General features: G+C 41.8%; 12 protein-coding genes and 1 pseudogene. 6 read left to right on the top strand and 7 right to left on the bottom strand.

The features are described 5' to 3' along the window. The first annotated feature begins 116 nt into the window (after positions 1–116). Positions 117–1,133, top strand: a complete 1,017-nt coding sequence (gene namA / locus N1I86_RS14395; RefSeq protein WP_341096881.1) for an NADPH dehydrogenase NamA — start codon at positions 117–119, stop codon at positions 1,131–1,133. 198 nt (positions 1,134–1,331) lie between these two features. Here namA and N1I86_RS14390 read toward each other — a convergent pair whose 3' ends face one another. From N1I86_RS14390 to rnz, 3 genes are all read right to left on the bottom strand, one after another. Next, the gene (locus N1I86_RS14390; protein ID WP_003354357.1) at positions 1,332–2,663 is read right to left on the bottom strand and encodes an IS4 family transposase; all 1,332 of its coding nucleotides are present in this window, start codon (positions 2,661–2,663) and stop codon (positions 1,332–1,334) included. Positions 2,664–2,816: 153 nt separating this feature from the next. Continuing rightward, positions 2,817–4,079, bottom strand: coding sequence for a group II intron reverse transcriptase/maturase (ltrA, locus tag N1I86_RS14385; protein WP_341096878.1), 1,263 nt, complete (start codon positions 4,077–4,079; stop codon positions 2,817–2,819). 569 nt (positions 4,080–4,648) lie between these two features. Continuing rightward, entirely contained in the window at positions 4,649–5,587 is a 939-nt protein-coding gene (gene rnz, locus N1I86_RS14380) for a ribonuclease Z (RefSeq protein WP_040341756.1), read from the bottom strand. Between the two features lie 331 nt (positions 5,588–5,918). Between rnz and zwf the strand changes: the two genes are divergently transcribed. The 4 genes from zwf to pdxK all read left to right on the top strand — a co-directional run bounded on the left by zwf (position 5,919) and on the right by pdxK (position 9,946). Then, entirely contained in the window at positions 5,919–7,421 is a 1,503-nt protein-coding gene (gene zwf, locus N1I86_RS14375) for a glucose-6-phosphate dehydrogenase (RefSeq protein ID WP_003355246.1), read from the top strand. Positions 7,422–7,604: 183 nt separating this feature from the next. Then, positions 7,605–8,222, top strand: coding sequence for a cyclase family protein (locus N1I86_RS14370; protein ID WP_003355248.1), 618 nt, complete (start codon positions 7,605–7,607; stop codon positions 8,220–8,222). Between the two features lie 310 nt (positions 8,223–8,532). Continuing rightward, the gene (locus N1I86_RS14365; protein ID WP_340395935.1) at positions 8,533–8,961 is read left to right on the top strand and encodes a YueI family protein; all 429 of its coding nucleotides are present in this window, start codon (positions 8,533–8,535) and stop codon (positions 8,959–8,961) included. A gap of 163 nt (positions 8,962–9,124) precedes the next feature. Then, positions 9,125–9,946 carry a pyridoxine/pyridoxal/pyridoxamine kinase gene (gene pdxK / locus N1I86_RS14360; protein ID WP_003355250.1) on the top strand — a complete coding sequence of 274 codons (822 nt, stop codon included), beginning with the start codon at positions 9,125–9,127 and terminating at the stop codon, positions 9,944–9,946. A 281-nt stretch (positions 9,947–10,227) separates the two neighbouring features. Here the strand turns inward: pdxK and N1I86_RS14355 are convergent, their stop codons facing one another. The 3 genes and pseudogenes from N1I86_RS14355 to N1I86_RS14345 form a co-directional block, all read right to left on the bottom strand. Further along, positions 10,228–11,097, bottom strand: coding sequence for a Cof-type HAD-IIB family hydrolase (locus N1I86_RS14355; protein WP_341096875.1), 870 nt, complete (start codon positions 11,095–11,097; stop codon positions 10,228–10,230). Positions 11,098–11,498: 401 nt separating this feature from the next. Then, the gene (locus tag N1I86_RS14350; RefSeq protein WP_341096873.1) at positions 11,499–12,572 is read right to left on the bottom strand and encodes a DUF871 domain-containing protein; all 1,074 of its coding nucleotides are present in this window, start codon (positions 12,570–12,572) and stop codon (positions 11,499–11,501) included. 150 nt (positions 12,573–12,722) lie between these two features. Continuing rightward, positions 12,723–13,763 (bottom strand): annotated as a pseudogene (locus tag N1I86_RS14345) (PTS transporter subunit EIIC); the annotation flags it as partial. Between the two features lie 95 nt (positions 13,764–13,858). On the opposite strand from N1I86_RS14345, the gene N1I86_RS14340 reads away from it, so the two are divergent. Continuing rightward, positions 13,859–14,902 carry an IS30 family transposase gene (locus N1I86_RS14340; RefSeq protein WP_048622401.1) on the top strand — a complete coding sequence of 348 codons (1,044 nt, stop codon included), beginning with the start codon at positions 13,859–13,861 and terminating at the stop codon, positions 14,900–14,902. A gap of 186 nt (positions 14,903–15,088) precedes the next feature. On the opposite strand, the gene N1I86_RS14335 is transcribed toward N1I86_RS14340, so the two are convergent. Beyond that, positions 15,089–15,382 carry a hypothetical protein gene (locus N1I86_RS14335; RefSeq protein WP_341096871.1) on the bottom strand — a complete coding sequence of 98 codons (294 nt, stop codon included), beginning with the start codon at positions 15,380–15,382 and terminating at the stop codon, positions 15,089–15,091.

The raw sequence follows: 15,382 nt of genomic DNA, 5'->3' as shown, positions 1-15,382 counted from the left end.
GATTACGCCCTTTTCTTTTAGGCTTATTGGATTATGTCGATCGGGAAAATCAGATTATTTATAATCAATGAAAAAAATTGTTATAATGAAAAGTGCGTCAAAAAGGAGGAGATAAAATGGCGGTAAAACTTTTTGAACCGTATACGGTGAAAAATGTAACCTTCAAAAACCGGATTGTCATGTCACCGATGTGCATGTATTCGGCTGAAAATCAACAAGGTTTTTTGGAAGACTGGCATTATGTCCATTACACAACTCGGGCAGTCGGCCAAGTCGGATTAATCATAGTAGAATCGACTGCCGTGTTGCCGGAAGGAAGAATTTCTCCTAAAGATTTGGGCATATGGAGCGACGACCATATTGAAGGCTTTGCCAAACTTGTTTCCATGGTCCAAAAACATGGAGCCAAAATCGGCATTCAATTAGGGCACGCGGGCAGAAAAGCCGATTTGGAAGGCGATATTTATGGGCCGTCAGCGATTGCCTTTAACGAAACATCCAAAACGCCGAAAGAAATGACAAAAGAAGATATACAAAAAACGATTCGCGCCTTTCAAGAAGGAGCAAGACGGGCCAAAGAAGCCGGTTTTGACGTAATTGAAATCCATGCGGCGCACGGATACTTAATCAACCAATTTCTTTCCCCGCTGTCCAACAAGCGGACGGACGAATATGGTGGTTCAGCGGAAAACCGCTTGCGTTTTCTAATAGAAACGATCAAAGCGGTGAAAGAAGTCTGGGATGGTCCTTTGTTTGTAAGGGTATCGGCTAACGACTACCACGAAAAAGGATTAACCCCTGACGACTACGTGGAAATTGCTAAACAATTAAAAGAACAAGGCGTGGACTTAATCGATGTCAGCTCTGGAGCAGTCGTTCCGGCCAAAATCCATGCTTATCCGGGCTATCAAGTGCCATTTGCGGAAAAAATTAAACACGGAGCCGGAATACCGGTTGGAACAGTAGGCTTGATTACTTCCAGCATTCAAGCCGAAGAAATCTTGCAAAATGATCGCGCCGATCTCGTTTTCCTCGCACGCGAATTGCTTCGCGAGCCTTATTGGCCACGCAAAGCCGCAAAAGAATTAAATGCTGCAATCGAAACACCGGTTCAATACAGCCGAGGCTGGTAAAAAGATCTCATCCTCTTTTATCCAATCGAGTAGGAGGGGGTGATTAACCCCATACCCGTCAAGTTAGCGGTATAAAATTTTTTAGGATGATACGCATGTTCGAAAAATCAATCAAAGGATGAAGAGAAAACCAAATGCTGGGCATGCCAAATAACCCTCAAGAAGAGGGTTATTTGGCATTTATATCCATGACCCACACTACCATATCCCCAATTTCTTTAAAAGATCCGATACCGTTTCCTCTCCTTTCCTTCGGTCTTTCCTCGCGTGTTTCCTTAACAGAGACAGGAGAGATGGAAGGGCGGTTTCCATCGCTTGGGGATGCAAAAGAAACCGATGCCAATACGATTGGAGGATATTAAGCGCTTTCCATTCACTGATCTCGATTCCCTCCCGTTGATGCCAATACCTTCGGGCTTGGAACAGAAGAGTCTGCGTGACTAAAATGGCAATCAATGTCCCATATAAGTGGCATTCGAATCGTTCCTTCTTCATCTTTTTGACACGGTCAAGATCAAATAAGGATTTCCAGCCCTTAAATAACAGCTCCACTTGCCAGCGCAGCGAATACAGCTCATAAACTTGTTGCGCATCAAACGATTCTTGTGGTAAATTGGTCAGTAAGATGTGATATTTCTTTTGTTCAAGGGTTTGGCGTGACAGCGCCTTCCCTTTCTTTTTTTCCTTTTTCCGCACGTACGCCAGCCGTTTTTCCCATTCTTCCGCCGTGAGACGGCGAAAAATCAGACGCGGAACATACAGGCGTTGGTGTCCGATATACACGTGTTCCACTTCCACGGCTTCCCCCTCGCCCAATCGATTTCCTATCGATTCCCAATCCCATTCGTGCCACTCCCCGTCCTGCTTGATATAGACTTTGATATCGGAACGCAACCGGGTAATATAATAAGCACCTCGAGCATCAATCTCCGCCAGCGTGGCGAGTGAAAAAAACCCCAGATCCCGAATGCAAAGGTCATTCGGTAAAATCGTGTGCTGGGTATGATAAGCAAAACGGGCATCGGAATCATTGGCCTGTTGGACGCACAGCTGAAGACAGGTTCCCGATAACAGCTCATACTCAAATTGGATTTTGGCGCCAGATGAAACCGAACCTTGATAGTCCTCACCATAGTCGGTCGGAAGTAAAAAACTGGTAGAGTCTAAGATCCGCAGACGGGTGAAACAAGCGCGATACGTTTCGGTGATGGAAGAGAGTGCCGGACGTTGATGCATCAGGAGAGTAAAAAAGACCTCTTTTAAAAACGCCACGGCACGAGGCGTAAACCGCTGATTCAGTCCTTCATTCGAGAGAGAGCAATCATGCCAGAGCGCCAAATCGGCACACAACCGCTGAAGCGACTGACAGGCGAGCGATCCGTCTCCCCAAGCACATAGCGTCAGAAAGGCTTCCGCTGTTAATGAACGCTGCCGCTGAATGAATCCGACTTTCCGTGCCAGACGAGTCAGTTCTTCATAGGAGAAGAGTTGACGAATCGTTTTTATCCATGCCTTCATCTTTTTTGCCATCAAAAAATAATCCTTTCCAACGATGATTTTCGTTAGAAAGGATACCATGTTTTTGGCGCTGAAAAAAGATCAAATTCTTAACTTGATGGCTATGGTGATTAACCCCCGTCCTCTCACACCACCGTACGTACGGTTCCGTATACGGCGGTTCAATCAAGATAAATGACGCAAGAATTCATAACGTTTCTGTAGACTTTTAAGCCCTTGGTTACTCCAATAGGAGTTTCCAAGGCTTCTGTGTAATATGGGACTTTTTGAGATTCGCCAATAACCTTTACGACTGTTCCCCCATTCATAAGCTTTCCATTCAGGAACTCCTAGTTTTATGAGGTTGCGTATCCTGGTCTTTGAGGTCTTCCAGTTTTTCCATAAACACATCCGGAGTCTTCGTCGAATCCAGCCATCCAAATCTTCAAAGATACTCTTTGTGTCTGCTAATGCAAAATATCCACACCATCCAAGTAGATATTGGTTAAGTTTCTTAATCCAATATTCCATTGGGTATGGTATTTTTCTTGACGTGATTTCTCGCACCTTTTTCTTCATTCGTTTTAGACTTTGCTTGGCAATCCGAACTTTTGGCTCTTTTGAAGGTGTAAAACTAAATCCTAGAAACTTTCGTTTCCATGGTCGGTCAACCGCAGATTTCTTCTCGTTGACTTTTAGACGAAGTTTTCCCTCAATAAATCGTTTGACACTAGCCATGGTTCTTTCACCAGCCCGTTTTGACTTCACGTAAATATTACAGTCATCGGCATAACGAACAAATTTATGCCCTCTTTTCTCTAATTCTTTGTCTAGTTCATCTAGTACAATATTCGAAAGTAAAGGGCTTAGGGGGCCACCTTGCGGCGTCCCTTCTTCTGTCCTAGATACCACACCATTAATCATGACACCAGCTTGTAGATATTTGCGGATTAGCTTCAATAGTGGCTTTTCTTTAATAGTCTTGGCTAATGTACTCATCAGCCTGTCATGATTCACTCGATCGAAGAACTTTTCTAAATCCATGTCTACTACCCATCTATAACCATCTCTGATATAGCCTTTTGCTTTCCTAACTGCGTCATGAGCACTTCGATTTGAACGAAACCCATAACTATGTTCGGAGAACATAGGGTCATATATCCTCGATAATACTTGGGCAATTGCTTGTTGAATCAAACGGTCTGTTACGGTTGGAATACCTAGTAACCGAACACCGCCATCAGGTTTCGGGATTTCGACTCTTCGAACAGGCATTGGTTCATAGGTACCCTTGAGAATTGCTTCTTTAATGGATATCCAGTTTTCGACTATGTGCTGACGTAGGTTTTGTACGGGCATCATATCTACTCCATGGCTACCTTTGTTCTTTTCTACTCTTTGTAAAGCTAAAAGCATATTCTCCCGTGACAGGATTTGATTCAAAAGCATTGTTATTCTTCCTTCCGTGAATAGCTTATCTTCTTATGCCAGTGGTCACTCCACCCTCCAAGAGGTCCCCCACGGGATTCACCGTTTCCTTCCTCAAGTGAGGTACTACGTTTTCTGTGTTCAACATGACACACTGAATGCAAAGGGCTATTCTCTCTTAATTGTTCAGTCCTTCCGAATTGTTCTAGACCAATTCGTACTATGACCTCTGCTGACTTCTGATGGCTCAGCTACTTATCACTAAGTAGGTTATGAAGGCTACTTCACGTATCCATCAGACCTCCCCGGGTAAGAGTGTAATCTTTCCTTCCATCCATCTGCTTCATTTACTCTGTATCACCTTCGGCAGAAAGGGCTTTGTTTTGTTGTGCAAACTCACCCAGTGATACCTAGCCTCCTATGAAGTTCGTGTTCCTCAGATCGGAAGTTTGCCGCCCGCTTCCTTCAGATTCCGCGTCACCACGGACACCCTTGCGTTAAGCTAACTGCTACTTCTGCCTTCGCAGCTCGGGACTTTCACCCTATAGATTACACCCATGCCGGGCGCACACAAAAAAGGAAGGCCAACATTAGCCTTCCTTTTTTGTGATGTCTTCGATTTTGACTTCCATAAAATCATGAACCAATACAGTCGGCTGAAAAATCGATTCCGCTTCTTTCTGCAAGTGATCCCATTCCTCCACAGGATAACGGGAGCTGACATGATTTAAGCACAACGCTTTTGCATTCGCTTTTTTAGCAATTTCAGCTGCTTGAGCCGTGGTCGAATGAAAATATTCATACGCCATCTCTGCACTTTCAGCGGAAAATGTGCCTTCATGAACAAGCATATCCGCATCCTTAGCCAGATCTACAGCAGCTTGGCAAGGACGGGTATCGCCAAGAATGGCGACGACCTTTCCTTTCTTGGAAGGTCCGACAAATTCTTTTCCGTCGATGACGCGGCCGTCTTCGAGCACAACTGTTTCGCCATTTTTTATTTTTTTATAAAGAGGCCCCGGCATAATTCCCATTTCTTTTAATTTATCTACAAGCAAAACACCGGGTTTATCCTTTTCTGTAATCCGATACCCGTACGATGGAATCCCGTGTTCCAAAAGCCGTGTTTCCACGATCATTTGCTCATCTTCAAAAACAATTCCCTCTTCAATTTCTTCAATGATGAGCGGATAGCGCAGCCTCGTTTCGCTGACCTCCAAGCTGACGCGCAAGAAATCGGCAATACCCTTAGGTCCGTATACCGTCAAAGGAGTCTCCCCTGCCTGAAACGAACGGCTTCCCAAAAGCCCCGGAAGACCGAAAATATGATCACCGTGCAAGTGGGTAATAAAAATTTTTTCAATTTTTCTCGGTTTTAACGATGTGCGAAGAATCTGATGCTGTGTTCCTTCTCCACAATCGAACAACCACACCGTTCCTCGTTCAGCGAGGAGTTTTAAAGCCAAGGCACTGACGTTTCTTGCTTTGGCCGGTACACCCGCTCCTGTTCCTAAAAACAACAATTCCAAACAACTCACACCCTTTTAACAAACTACCTGTTTTCCGTTCTTCCATTCTGTCATAAATGCACGTCTTTTTCCAACAAAACATGAATTTTGCCATCTAAAACAACGTCATCCATCTCCTTTTTCACGGCAATCCTTGCGCATAATAGTTGCCTAAAGGCGTCAGAACGTCTAAAATTAAATACCTGTATAGGATAAAATGTTCATGCTTTGGAAATAGAAAAGAGGTGTTTGGTTTTAGCCTGTTTGGCGAAAACTAACAGTGCATAGAACATCCTTTAAACAGCAGCAAACTTTTGTTACATAAAAGATGTAAAAAGTGAGGTCATATACAGTGAAACAATCAGAATCTCCAGCAACTTTAATTATGATTTTCGGTGCAACAGGGGATTTAGCGAAGAGAAAGCTGTTTCCTTCTCTTTACCATCTATTTCGAAAAAAGAAATTATCAGAGCGATTTGCCGTCATTGGCGTAGCCAGAAGAGAATGGTCAAAAGAAACCTTCCAATCCCATGTAAAAGACTCCGTTATTGCTTCAATCGGAAAAGTGGACAATATCGATGAGTTTATTTCCCATTTTTATTATCAGCCTCATGATGTGTCAGACTCAGAGTCGTATGTTGCTTTGAAAAAGTTGGCACAAACATTGGATGAACAATACAACCTTGAAGGGAACCGGATCTTTTATCTGGCAATGGCTCCGGAATTTTTTGGAACGATCGCCGAACATTTGAAAAAAGACGGATTGACAGACACAAATGGATTCACCCGTCTCGTCATCGAAAAACCTTTTGGCCATGATTTAGAATCAGCCATCGAATTGAATAAACGAATTCGAACGGCCTTTTCCGAATCTGAGATCTATCGGATTGACCACTATTTAGGAAAAGTCATGGTGCAAAATATCGAAGCGATCCGCTTTGCTAATGCCCTTTTTGAACCATTATGGAACAACCGCTACATTTCAAACATCCAAGTGACTTCCAGCGAAACGCTGGGAGTAGAAGAACGGGGACGGTATTACGAAAACAGCGGTGCACTGCGCGATATGTTCCAAAACCATATGCTGCAAATGGTGGCACTGCTTGCCATGGAACCACCGATTAAATTGACAACAGATGAAATCCGCAGCGAAAAAGTAAAAGTTTTGCGCGCGCTTCGTCCAATAAAAGGAGATCAAGTGCACGAGTACTTCGTCCGCGGCCAATACGGAAAAGGAGTCATTAACGGCAAAGAAGTGGTCGCTTATCGGGAAGAACCGAACGTCGATCCTCATTCCAATACTGAAACGTTTGTAGCCGGGAAAGTCATGATAGACAATTTCCGCTGGGCCGGCGTACCTTTTTACATTCGAACAGGTAAAAGGATGGCTACGAAATCAACGAAAATTGTCGTCCAATTTAAAGATGTCCCGATGAATCTTTATTACAAAATGGATCAACCGTTATCCCCTAATCTGCTTGTGATCCATATTCAGCCTGAGGAAGGAATCACCCTTCATTTAAACACAAAACAAAGCGGTCAAAGTACAGGCATGATTCCAATCAAACTAAGCTTTGGAAATAACAGTTTTGACGCCATCAACACGCCTGAAGCCTACGAAAAGCTTTTATACGATGCCATTCGGGGAGATGCGACCAACTTTACCCACTGGGATGAAGTTTCCCTCTCATGGCGTTTTGTCGATGAAATTTCTGAAGTATGGGCCAACACTTCCGCCCATTTCCCTAATTATGAAGCCGGTTCTATGGGACCGAAAGAAGCTGACCACCTGCTTGAAAAAGACGGATTCTTCTGGTGGCCTATTGATCGGCTTGATGTAGACAATTGTCAATAAAAATCCAATCATCAGCGGTCATATTCTCTCCGCTGATGATTGCCGCCATGCCTATCATTGGATACACGTACTGCCACCGTTCACTGCCATCCAATACTTAGGCATTTTACGTCAAAGACTCTTTCAAGCGGGAATCCGAACGACTTAAGCCGAACCGTGCAAAAGGAAAAGGAGGTTACAAAATTGAAAATTATTGACATAACTGCTCCAATTTATGAAGGAATGCCGGTTTATAAAAATAAGCCGGAAAAACAGCCATCGATTACTACTCAAACAAATGGCCATGTAACGGAGTCACGAATTTGCATGGACGTACATACCGGTACACATGTCGATGCTCCGCTCCATATGATGAACGACGGAAAAACGATTGAAACGATCTCGATCGAAAAACTTGTTCGTCCTTGCAAAGTGATCGATTTGACACATGTCCATGAAAAAATTACGAAATCCGATGTAGAAAATGTGGATATTCAAAAAGACGACTTTATTTTATTGAAAACGAAAAACTCGTTTGATAAAGAATTTAATTTTGATTTCATTTATCTTGCTGAAGATGCAGCCCGCTACTTGGCGGAAATCGGAATCGCCGGAGTCGGCATCGATTCCTTAGGCATAGAACGTGCTCAGCCGGAGCACCCCACTCATCGTGCTCTGATGGACAAAGACATCGTGGTCATCGAAGGACTTCAATTGGCGGACGTGGAAGAAGGATCCTATTTTATGATTGCGGCTCCTTTAAATATTCAAGGAACGGATGCCTCTCCAGCCCGAGTTCTTTTGCTGGATAATTGGAAATAAAGAAATGAGATGAAAAAGAGCAGCTTGTGCGCTTCACAGGCTGTTCTTTTTTTGGTAATCATGTTTCGTCATCCCCATTTCGCCTGGAACTTCCTGCCTATCTATCCGTTTAGATTCATCGAGGTTTTGCCTTCATCGTTGCCAAATTTCTTTTATTGATGAAAATGGACTCTTTTCATGATCCATTATCTTTAGGAAAAAACGGACATTTTGACCGATATTTGAACCTTTTTCAGCCATCCCGAATAGGTGTAACTAAACCAGCCAACATAATATAGGCTTGAAAATATTAGTTTAGGAGGCGGTTCCGGTGGTTGGAAAAAAGATCGATGACGTGTTAAAAGAAGGATTATACGGAAAAAAAGAATTGAAACCTGAAGAGCGAAAACGATTTTTAGGAACGTTTCGAGAACGCGTGGAAGGTGCCTTGACGATTAGCCAAGTACAAGAGCCGGACATCTATCCGGAAGTGAAAGAATGGATCCGAAAACCCGGCGTCCGCCTGCTTTTAAACGGAAAAATAGACTATTCTCATATTAGCAAATATATCAGACTGGCCAACGACCAAAACATTTCTTATACCATCATCCAAAATCATGTGGCGGAAACAGATATCGGCCTGGTAGTCGCTCATAAACACGCGGTCGACAAAGAGATGATTTGGGCATCCAAAAAGAAGCCAGCCTCTACAGAACAAAAAAAGAAAAAGAATGGATTATTTTCTAAAATCTTTAAATAAAAATGATTCAATAATGAAATCCTGCTTAACATTGGAGATTCTTTTTTCCTATATGCCTTCATAAACAAAAAAGTATCTCATATTTGTCTTTTCTAATCGAAAAATATATTCTAAAGATAGACTAGTCCTATTCATAATCGTTGCTATGAAGGAGATGTGGGTTATGAGTTTAAAGAAAACCTTTACGCTTGCTGGTTCGGATTCCAGTGGTGGAGCCGGTCTTCAAGCTGATTTGAAAACATTCCAAGAGCTGGGCGTCTATGGAATGACAGCCATTACTTCCATTGTTGCCATGGATCCAAAAAACAACTGGCATCATAACGTTTTTCCGGTGGATGTAAAAACGGTTGAACCGCAATTAGAAACCATTCTTTCCGTCGGGATTGACGCCATGAAAACGGGTATGCTCGGATCTGTCGACATTATTGAACTCGCCGCCCGTAAAATTGATGAATATCATTTAGATAAAGTCGTGATTGATCCGGTGATGGTATGTAAAGGAGAAGATGAAGTTCTTCAACCTGAAAATACAGACGCGATGCGCGAATTATTGCTGCCGCGTGCAACGATTGTCACTCCAAACCTTTTTGAAGCATGGCAATTAGCACAAACCGGCCCTATTAAAACGATTGAGGATATGAAAAAAGCGGCTGTGAAAATCCATGAATTAGGGGCCAAAAATGTCGTGATCAAAGGCGGAAAACAGCTGCAGCACGAAAAAGCCGTTGACTTATTCTACGATGGTCAAAACTTCCGTGTATTTGAATCGGAAAAAATTGATACTACTTATAATCACGGTGCAGGCTGTACTTTTGCCGCCGCCATCACAGCTCAACTAGCAAAAGGCAGCTCAGTGGAAGAAGCCGTCCGTTTTGCAAAAGATTTTGTTCATGCAGCAATTGAACACGGCTTTAAATTGAATCAGTATGTTGGCCCGGTTATGCACGGTGCTTATACCCGATTTGTTTCTAAAGCAACCGTATGAAATGCTAAACCAGCACATAGAAATGCATGATGAAAAAGGCATGTTATAACCCTGCATGCCTTTTTTTCATTTCCTAGGATGTTTGTTTTTATCTTTGATTTTAGCCGCTGGATGATGTCAGCAATCAGGTAGGTGTGCATTGAATAATCGGATCAACAAACGGCTACATAAAAATGTTTTCAGCCATAAGATTGGAAATACAATCACGCCAATACAAAGGATCAGCCATCTTCCATAAAGCCTCTTTTTCCATGGATGAAAGATATCTGGTCCATTCTTGGTTATTTACAGATTTCTAAAATCTTATGTATCGCTTTGGCTACGCCATCTTCATCGTTTTTACTTGTCTCATACGGACAAAGATTTTTCACTGCTTGTACCGCGTTTCCCATCGCAATCGGAAAACCGACTCTTTCTAACATCGAAAGGTCATTCAAATTATCTCCCACCGCCATCGTATGTTGTAAAGAAATTCCTTTTTCTTTCACAAAGCGTTCCAAGGCAATACCTTTTTGTGCAGAGATATGGTTGATTTCAATGTTGCGAAACCCTGACGACGTCACGTGAATATCGTTCAATTCATACTCCAGCTTACGGCTGAGTTCTTCAAACAGCGACTCTTTTTTATCGAATGCCAATATTTTAAAAAAACGAATGGAAGGATCATTGAAAATTTCTTTTGAGTCGTATACGTTTTGGATATGTCGAATATCACCACGATTTTTAAGATGTTTACGAATTTCTTCTTCTGAAACTTCGGGATTAGCCGATTGGAAAATATCCACCAACATTTCGATGCTTGTTTCATAGTTCTCTGTAAAAATGCCTTTATTGGTAAAAAATTCATAATAAAGCCCGAATTTTTCAAGATAATCCGCCACTTGAGAGGCAGTTTTGGCGCTAATGACAGATCTATGAGTAATTTCACCTGCTTCATTTCTTACTTCCGCACCGTTTAACCCAATCACTGTACAACGGATCCCTGCTTCGTCTAAAACCTCTTTTGCTTCTTGATAAGAACGCCCCGTTGCAATCACAAATTCGACTCCTTGCTCTTGAGCTAATTGAATCGCGTCACGATTTGCCGGACTAATTTGTTGTTTGGAGTTTAATAAGGTCCCGTCCATATCAGATGCAATGCATCGAATCATGAGGTCCACACCTTTCTTCACCTATATTCGTTTTTTTCACACTGTGCCTCCATCTTCTTTTTTCCTTTGTTCATGAATTTCCTTTCTAATTTTTTCTTACCAGCAGCTCCCAATGCATAAAAAAATGTTTAAATAAACGGGAACCATTCAATTAACATTTCTTCATCATATGTACTCGATTTTTCTTTCCGATATGCCTTTCGAATCGGCCATTTTTTGAATCACCTTCTTGGACGATGAAAAGAATTTAACGCTGTTGTAAGGGGGCGATTGAGTGATTCGAGGTTCAAATCAAGCGATCAATTGGTTTCCTTGCACTTTCTATATTAAAAAAGAATTATTAAGGGCCTTTTACGAAATTATAAAATACTTATAAATTTCATTCACGCAAAAAAAATTGTCTATTCGATGTCCATCCATTTGATCTTAAACTTTGTTCCGCCTTTTATAAATGGCAAAAGGGGCAAATCCTCATCGATGACCTTTCCGATTACATTTACTTTCTCATCTGCCGTCAAATCGTGTTTTACGATTTGAATCTCTCCTCGATAACGTCCATACAGAAGATTATCTACTGTAATGGACCCTTTTTTTCGCTCGATTGTATGGATAGGCTCCAATAATGGTTTACCAACTAACCCATTTTCGCGTGATTCTTGAGAACGGATCACATCTCTTGCTGCATCTACTCGATTCGTTTGCACTACAGAAATGTCTTTTTGAAGAATATCACTTTGAACAAAGGGTTTCGCTCGCAGCAAAAAAATATTTTGATTGAATGTAGAAAACTGTTCCAATGCTTTCTCGCTGATCCGAACATCACCGATCAAGATTTTATCAACGCTCTCATTTATTTTTAAATCGAGAAACGCTAAAAAAGGTGAAGAATAGCGATGATCTTCCAATGTCGGCAATCCTGAATACAAAGGGCCTCTCTTTTCCTCATCTCCGGGAATAAAGGCTGCAACAAGAATTCCTTCCTTTTGCAGCCAGTCATTTTGCAGTGAAAAATCCTTTCTATCCAATCCCGTTTCAGGTCGAGGATAATAATTATGCCATGCTTCCGTATTTTCAATGCATAGCCCTAACGACTTTAAGCGTATCATCCCCTCCTTTGTTAACGTGCTTGCATTTAAAGCAATCTTCATTTTACGAGATAATTCAACGATGATCTCTTCACTGATTCCGTAATCGATGCGCAAACCCGTTAATCCCCAAGACGTAAGCCTGTCTATTGATTCCCATGTGCAGCCTAAACGCTTGAGCGATTTCGGAGATATATCCACCGTTAATTCCATCCCATATTTTTTAGCCAATTCCCCCAGCTCTTTTAAACGTTTTACAGAAAGATCCGGATTTTCTTCAGGAATCTGCAAAGAAGTAAAGATCGAAGTAAAGCCCGCTGATTTCATTTTGGCAATATATCCTTCATGACGAGAGATTGAATCTGATAAGTAAATCGATATTCCACGCATCACTATTGCTCCTTTTCAAATCTTATTAATAAAAAAGAAAAGTGTCAGACATCGATCTATATAGGTTGCCATTCTTATAGAAAAATCCTATATACAAGATGGATTGACTGTCAGACACTTCTCTCTCCATTAAACAAAAATATATTTCTATTATTTTATGTTTTCCGACATTTCTTCTTTATAACCAAATAGGTAAGTGAAAATAAAGCCACATGCATAAGCGATCACAATGCCTATTAGATAATAAAAATATTTATTATCAACAATAAGTGGTGTAAGGGACAAACCTGATACTCCTATAGCAGAAGCAGCTGTTTTCATAAAAGCTTGAAAGGCCCCGCCAACCGCTGCCCCTAAACAAGCTGTAACAAACGGTCTTCCCAACGGCAAAGTAACTCCATACAATAACGGTTCCCCTATTCCAAGAAAGCCTGCAGGTAATCCCCCTTTAATAATACTTCTTAATTTTTTATTTTTAGTTTTGACAAATATGGCAATCGCAGCACCAACTTGACCGGCGCCTGCCATTGCTAAAACAGGCAATAACGGCGTGCTCCCTGTAGCATGAATTAATTCAAGATGAATAGGCGTTAATCCTTGATGCAATCCAAGCATGACAAGCGGCAAGAAGAATCCGGCTAATATCGCACCCGCTATAACGCCACCGACATCTAAAATGGCTTTGATTCCGGTCGTAATGCCATCGGCCACGACTCCTGCAACAGGTTGTATCGCATAAAGACTTAAAATACTAACGATCAATACCGTAATCAGCGGAGTAAAAATAATATCAATTGAATTCGGCATGATCTTTCTGATTTGTTTTTCTACAACCGTCATCAACCAAGCAGCAAAAATGACTCCGAATAAACCGCCTCGCCCAGGGATAAGAGCATCTCCATAAATATGAATTTCAGCAAGACCCGGATTAAACAACAGCATGCCGGCAATGGCTCCAAGAACCGGAGTGCCATTAAACTCCTTTGCTGTATTCCAACCTACTAAAACAGCTAAATACGTAAAAATACAACTACCAACTAGCAATAAAATTTGCATCCAAGTCGTCTTGTCATCTACACCAACATTTTTTGCAAAGTTCGCTGCTCCATTGATAATCCCTGAAGCTACAAGACCAGGGATTAAAGGTATAAAAATATTCCCTATTTTCCTCAAGAAATTTTGGCTAGTTGTATAATCAAATGCAACAAGCATAAAAAATGAAAAACCATAGATAAACCACGTATGATTAAGTCGACTAAAACAATATCGATACGGAGGATTTATCTATGGCAATTACTAATTCTACCATAGGAGCTCGGCATTTCAAACACTTAACGGCTTATGACCGTGGGAAAATTGCGGCCTTACACGCTGCTGGTAAGACTCAACAGGAGATTGCAGATTATGTTGGTTGTCACAAAAGCACCATCTCCCGTGAGTTAAGAAGAGGTACAGTGCCACAAAGAAAAAGCAACGGGAAAATTGTTCATGTCTATTTTCCAGACACAGGTCAACTTCTCTATGAGAGAAACAGGAAAGCCTGTGGCCGCAAGCTAAAACTAGACGATGCCATCGAGTTTATTAAGTATGCCGAAACTCAGATCCTTGATAAGAAATGGTCTCCTGATGCGGTATGTGGGAGAGCCAAACGTGATGGGAAATTCAAAGACAAAATGGTTTGCACCAAGACCCTTTATAACTATATTGATCTAGGACTTATAGGCGTTAAAAACATTGACCTACCTATGAAAATTACCCTGAACACCAAGAAAAAACGTAACCGGAAGAATAAGAAGATCTTAGGACGCAGTATCGATGAGCGACCAATTGAAGTCAATGAACGCCAAGAGTTTGGTCACTGGGAAATTGATACGGTTATAGGCAAGAAGACTAAAGATCAGGCCTTATTGACTCTTACTGAGCGCAAAACCCGTAAAGAAATAATTTTGAGAGTGACAGCCAAGGATAGTCTATCCGTTTCAGAAGTCATATCTCAGTTGAAAGTGTCTTATGGTAATCGGTTCTCTAAAGTGTTTAAAACCATTACGGCTGATAACGGTTCTGAATTTGCTGACCTCGGCCTTAGTGTTGAAAAAGATCTAACAGAGGTTTATTTTACACACCCTTACACATCCTGTGAACGAGGAACCAACGAGCGTCATAATGGCCTTATTAGGCGCTTCATACCAAAGGGGAGACCCATTTCCTCTGTGGCAGACGAAACCATTACCTATGTTGAAAATTGGTGTAACCATCTTCCAAGGAAGATCCTCAATTATCGTACACCTGAGGAGTGTTTCCAAATAGAGTTAGCTGGCTTAGCTTCTTAACCTTAAGCCAGCTAACCCAAAGGGTTGGTTTTTAGCAACTTGACAAAGAGCCTCTGCGGGCATGGCTACCAGCCATGAAGCCAGGTATACGGTACTGGCTGGGCCAACCAGGCTACCATGCCCACCACTCCACGTCAAGTCGCGCAGAGTGTCCCGATTCTACTTAATCATGGGTTATCTGGTCTTTCAATACTTGTTGCATTTAATATTGCAATTTAAGCTCAAGAAATTTTTAAAAGGCGTCTGATTTTTCGATTTTATATTGGCTTTTTTAAGTGCCGCTCTTTCCTCAAAAGTCAATTCATCTGGCTCCGCCGTTTCTTCCCCTATTTTAATCCCTGTCGAACGGCTAATGGCATCGGCTACTTTATTAACGGTTCCCGGACCTACAATAATTTGTAAAGTGCCGTCATCCACGACCCCCATGACACCTTCTATTTGCCGTAATGCCTCTATATCCGCTTTTTCTTCGTTTTTCAA

Source organism: Bacillus sp. FSL W8-0116 (assembly GCF_038003825.1).
In the GTDB taxonomy this organism is placed as follows: domain Bacteria; phylum Bacillota; class Bacilli; order Bacillales; family DSM-4216; genus Bacillus_O; species Bacillus_O smithii.
Note: the sequence above shows the minus strand (reverse complement) of the source record. Positions and strands in the feature narration are given on the sequence as shown.

Coding starts and splice junctions, on each gene's coding strand:
- namA (WP_341096881.1), top strand. CDS start 117: ATGGCGGTAAAACTTTTTGAACCGTATACGGTGAAAAATGTAACCTTC.
- N1I86_RS14390 (WP_003354357.1), bottom strand. CDS start 2,663: ATGGCAAAAAAGATGAAGGCATGGATAAAAACGATTCGTCAACTCTTC.
- ltrA (WP_341096878.1), bottom strand. CDS start 4,079: ATGCTTTTGAATCAAATCCTGTCACGGGAGAATATGCTTTTAGCTTTA.
- pdxK (WP_003355250.1), top strand. CDS start 9,125: ATGAGTTTAAAGAAAACCTTTACGCTTGCTGGTTCGGATTCCAGTGGT.
- N1I86_RS14355 (WP_341096875.1), bottom strand. CDS start 11,097: ATGATTCGATGCATTGCATCTGATATGGACGGGACCTTATTAAACTCC.
- N1I86_RS14350 (WP_341096873.1), bottom strand. CDS start 12,572: ATGCGTGGAATATCGATTTACTTATCAGATTCAATCTCTCGTCATGAA.
- N1I86_RS14340 (WP_048622401.1), top strand. CDS start 13,859: ATGGCAATTACTAATTCTACCATAGGAGCTCGGCATTTCAAACACTTA.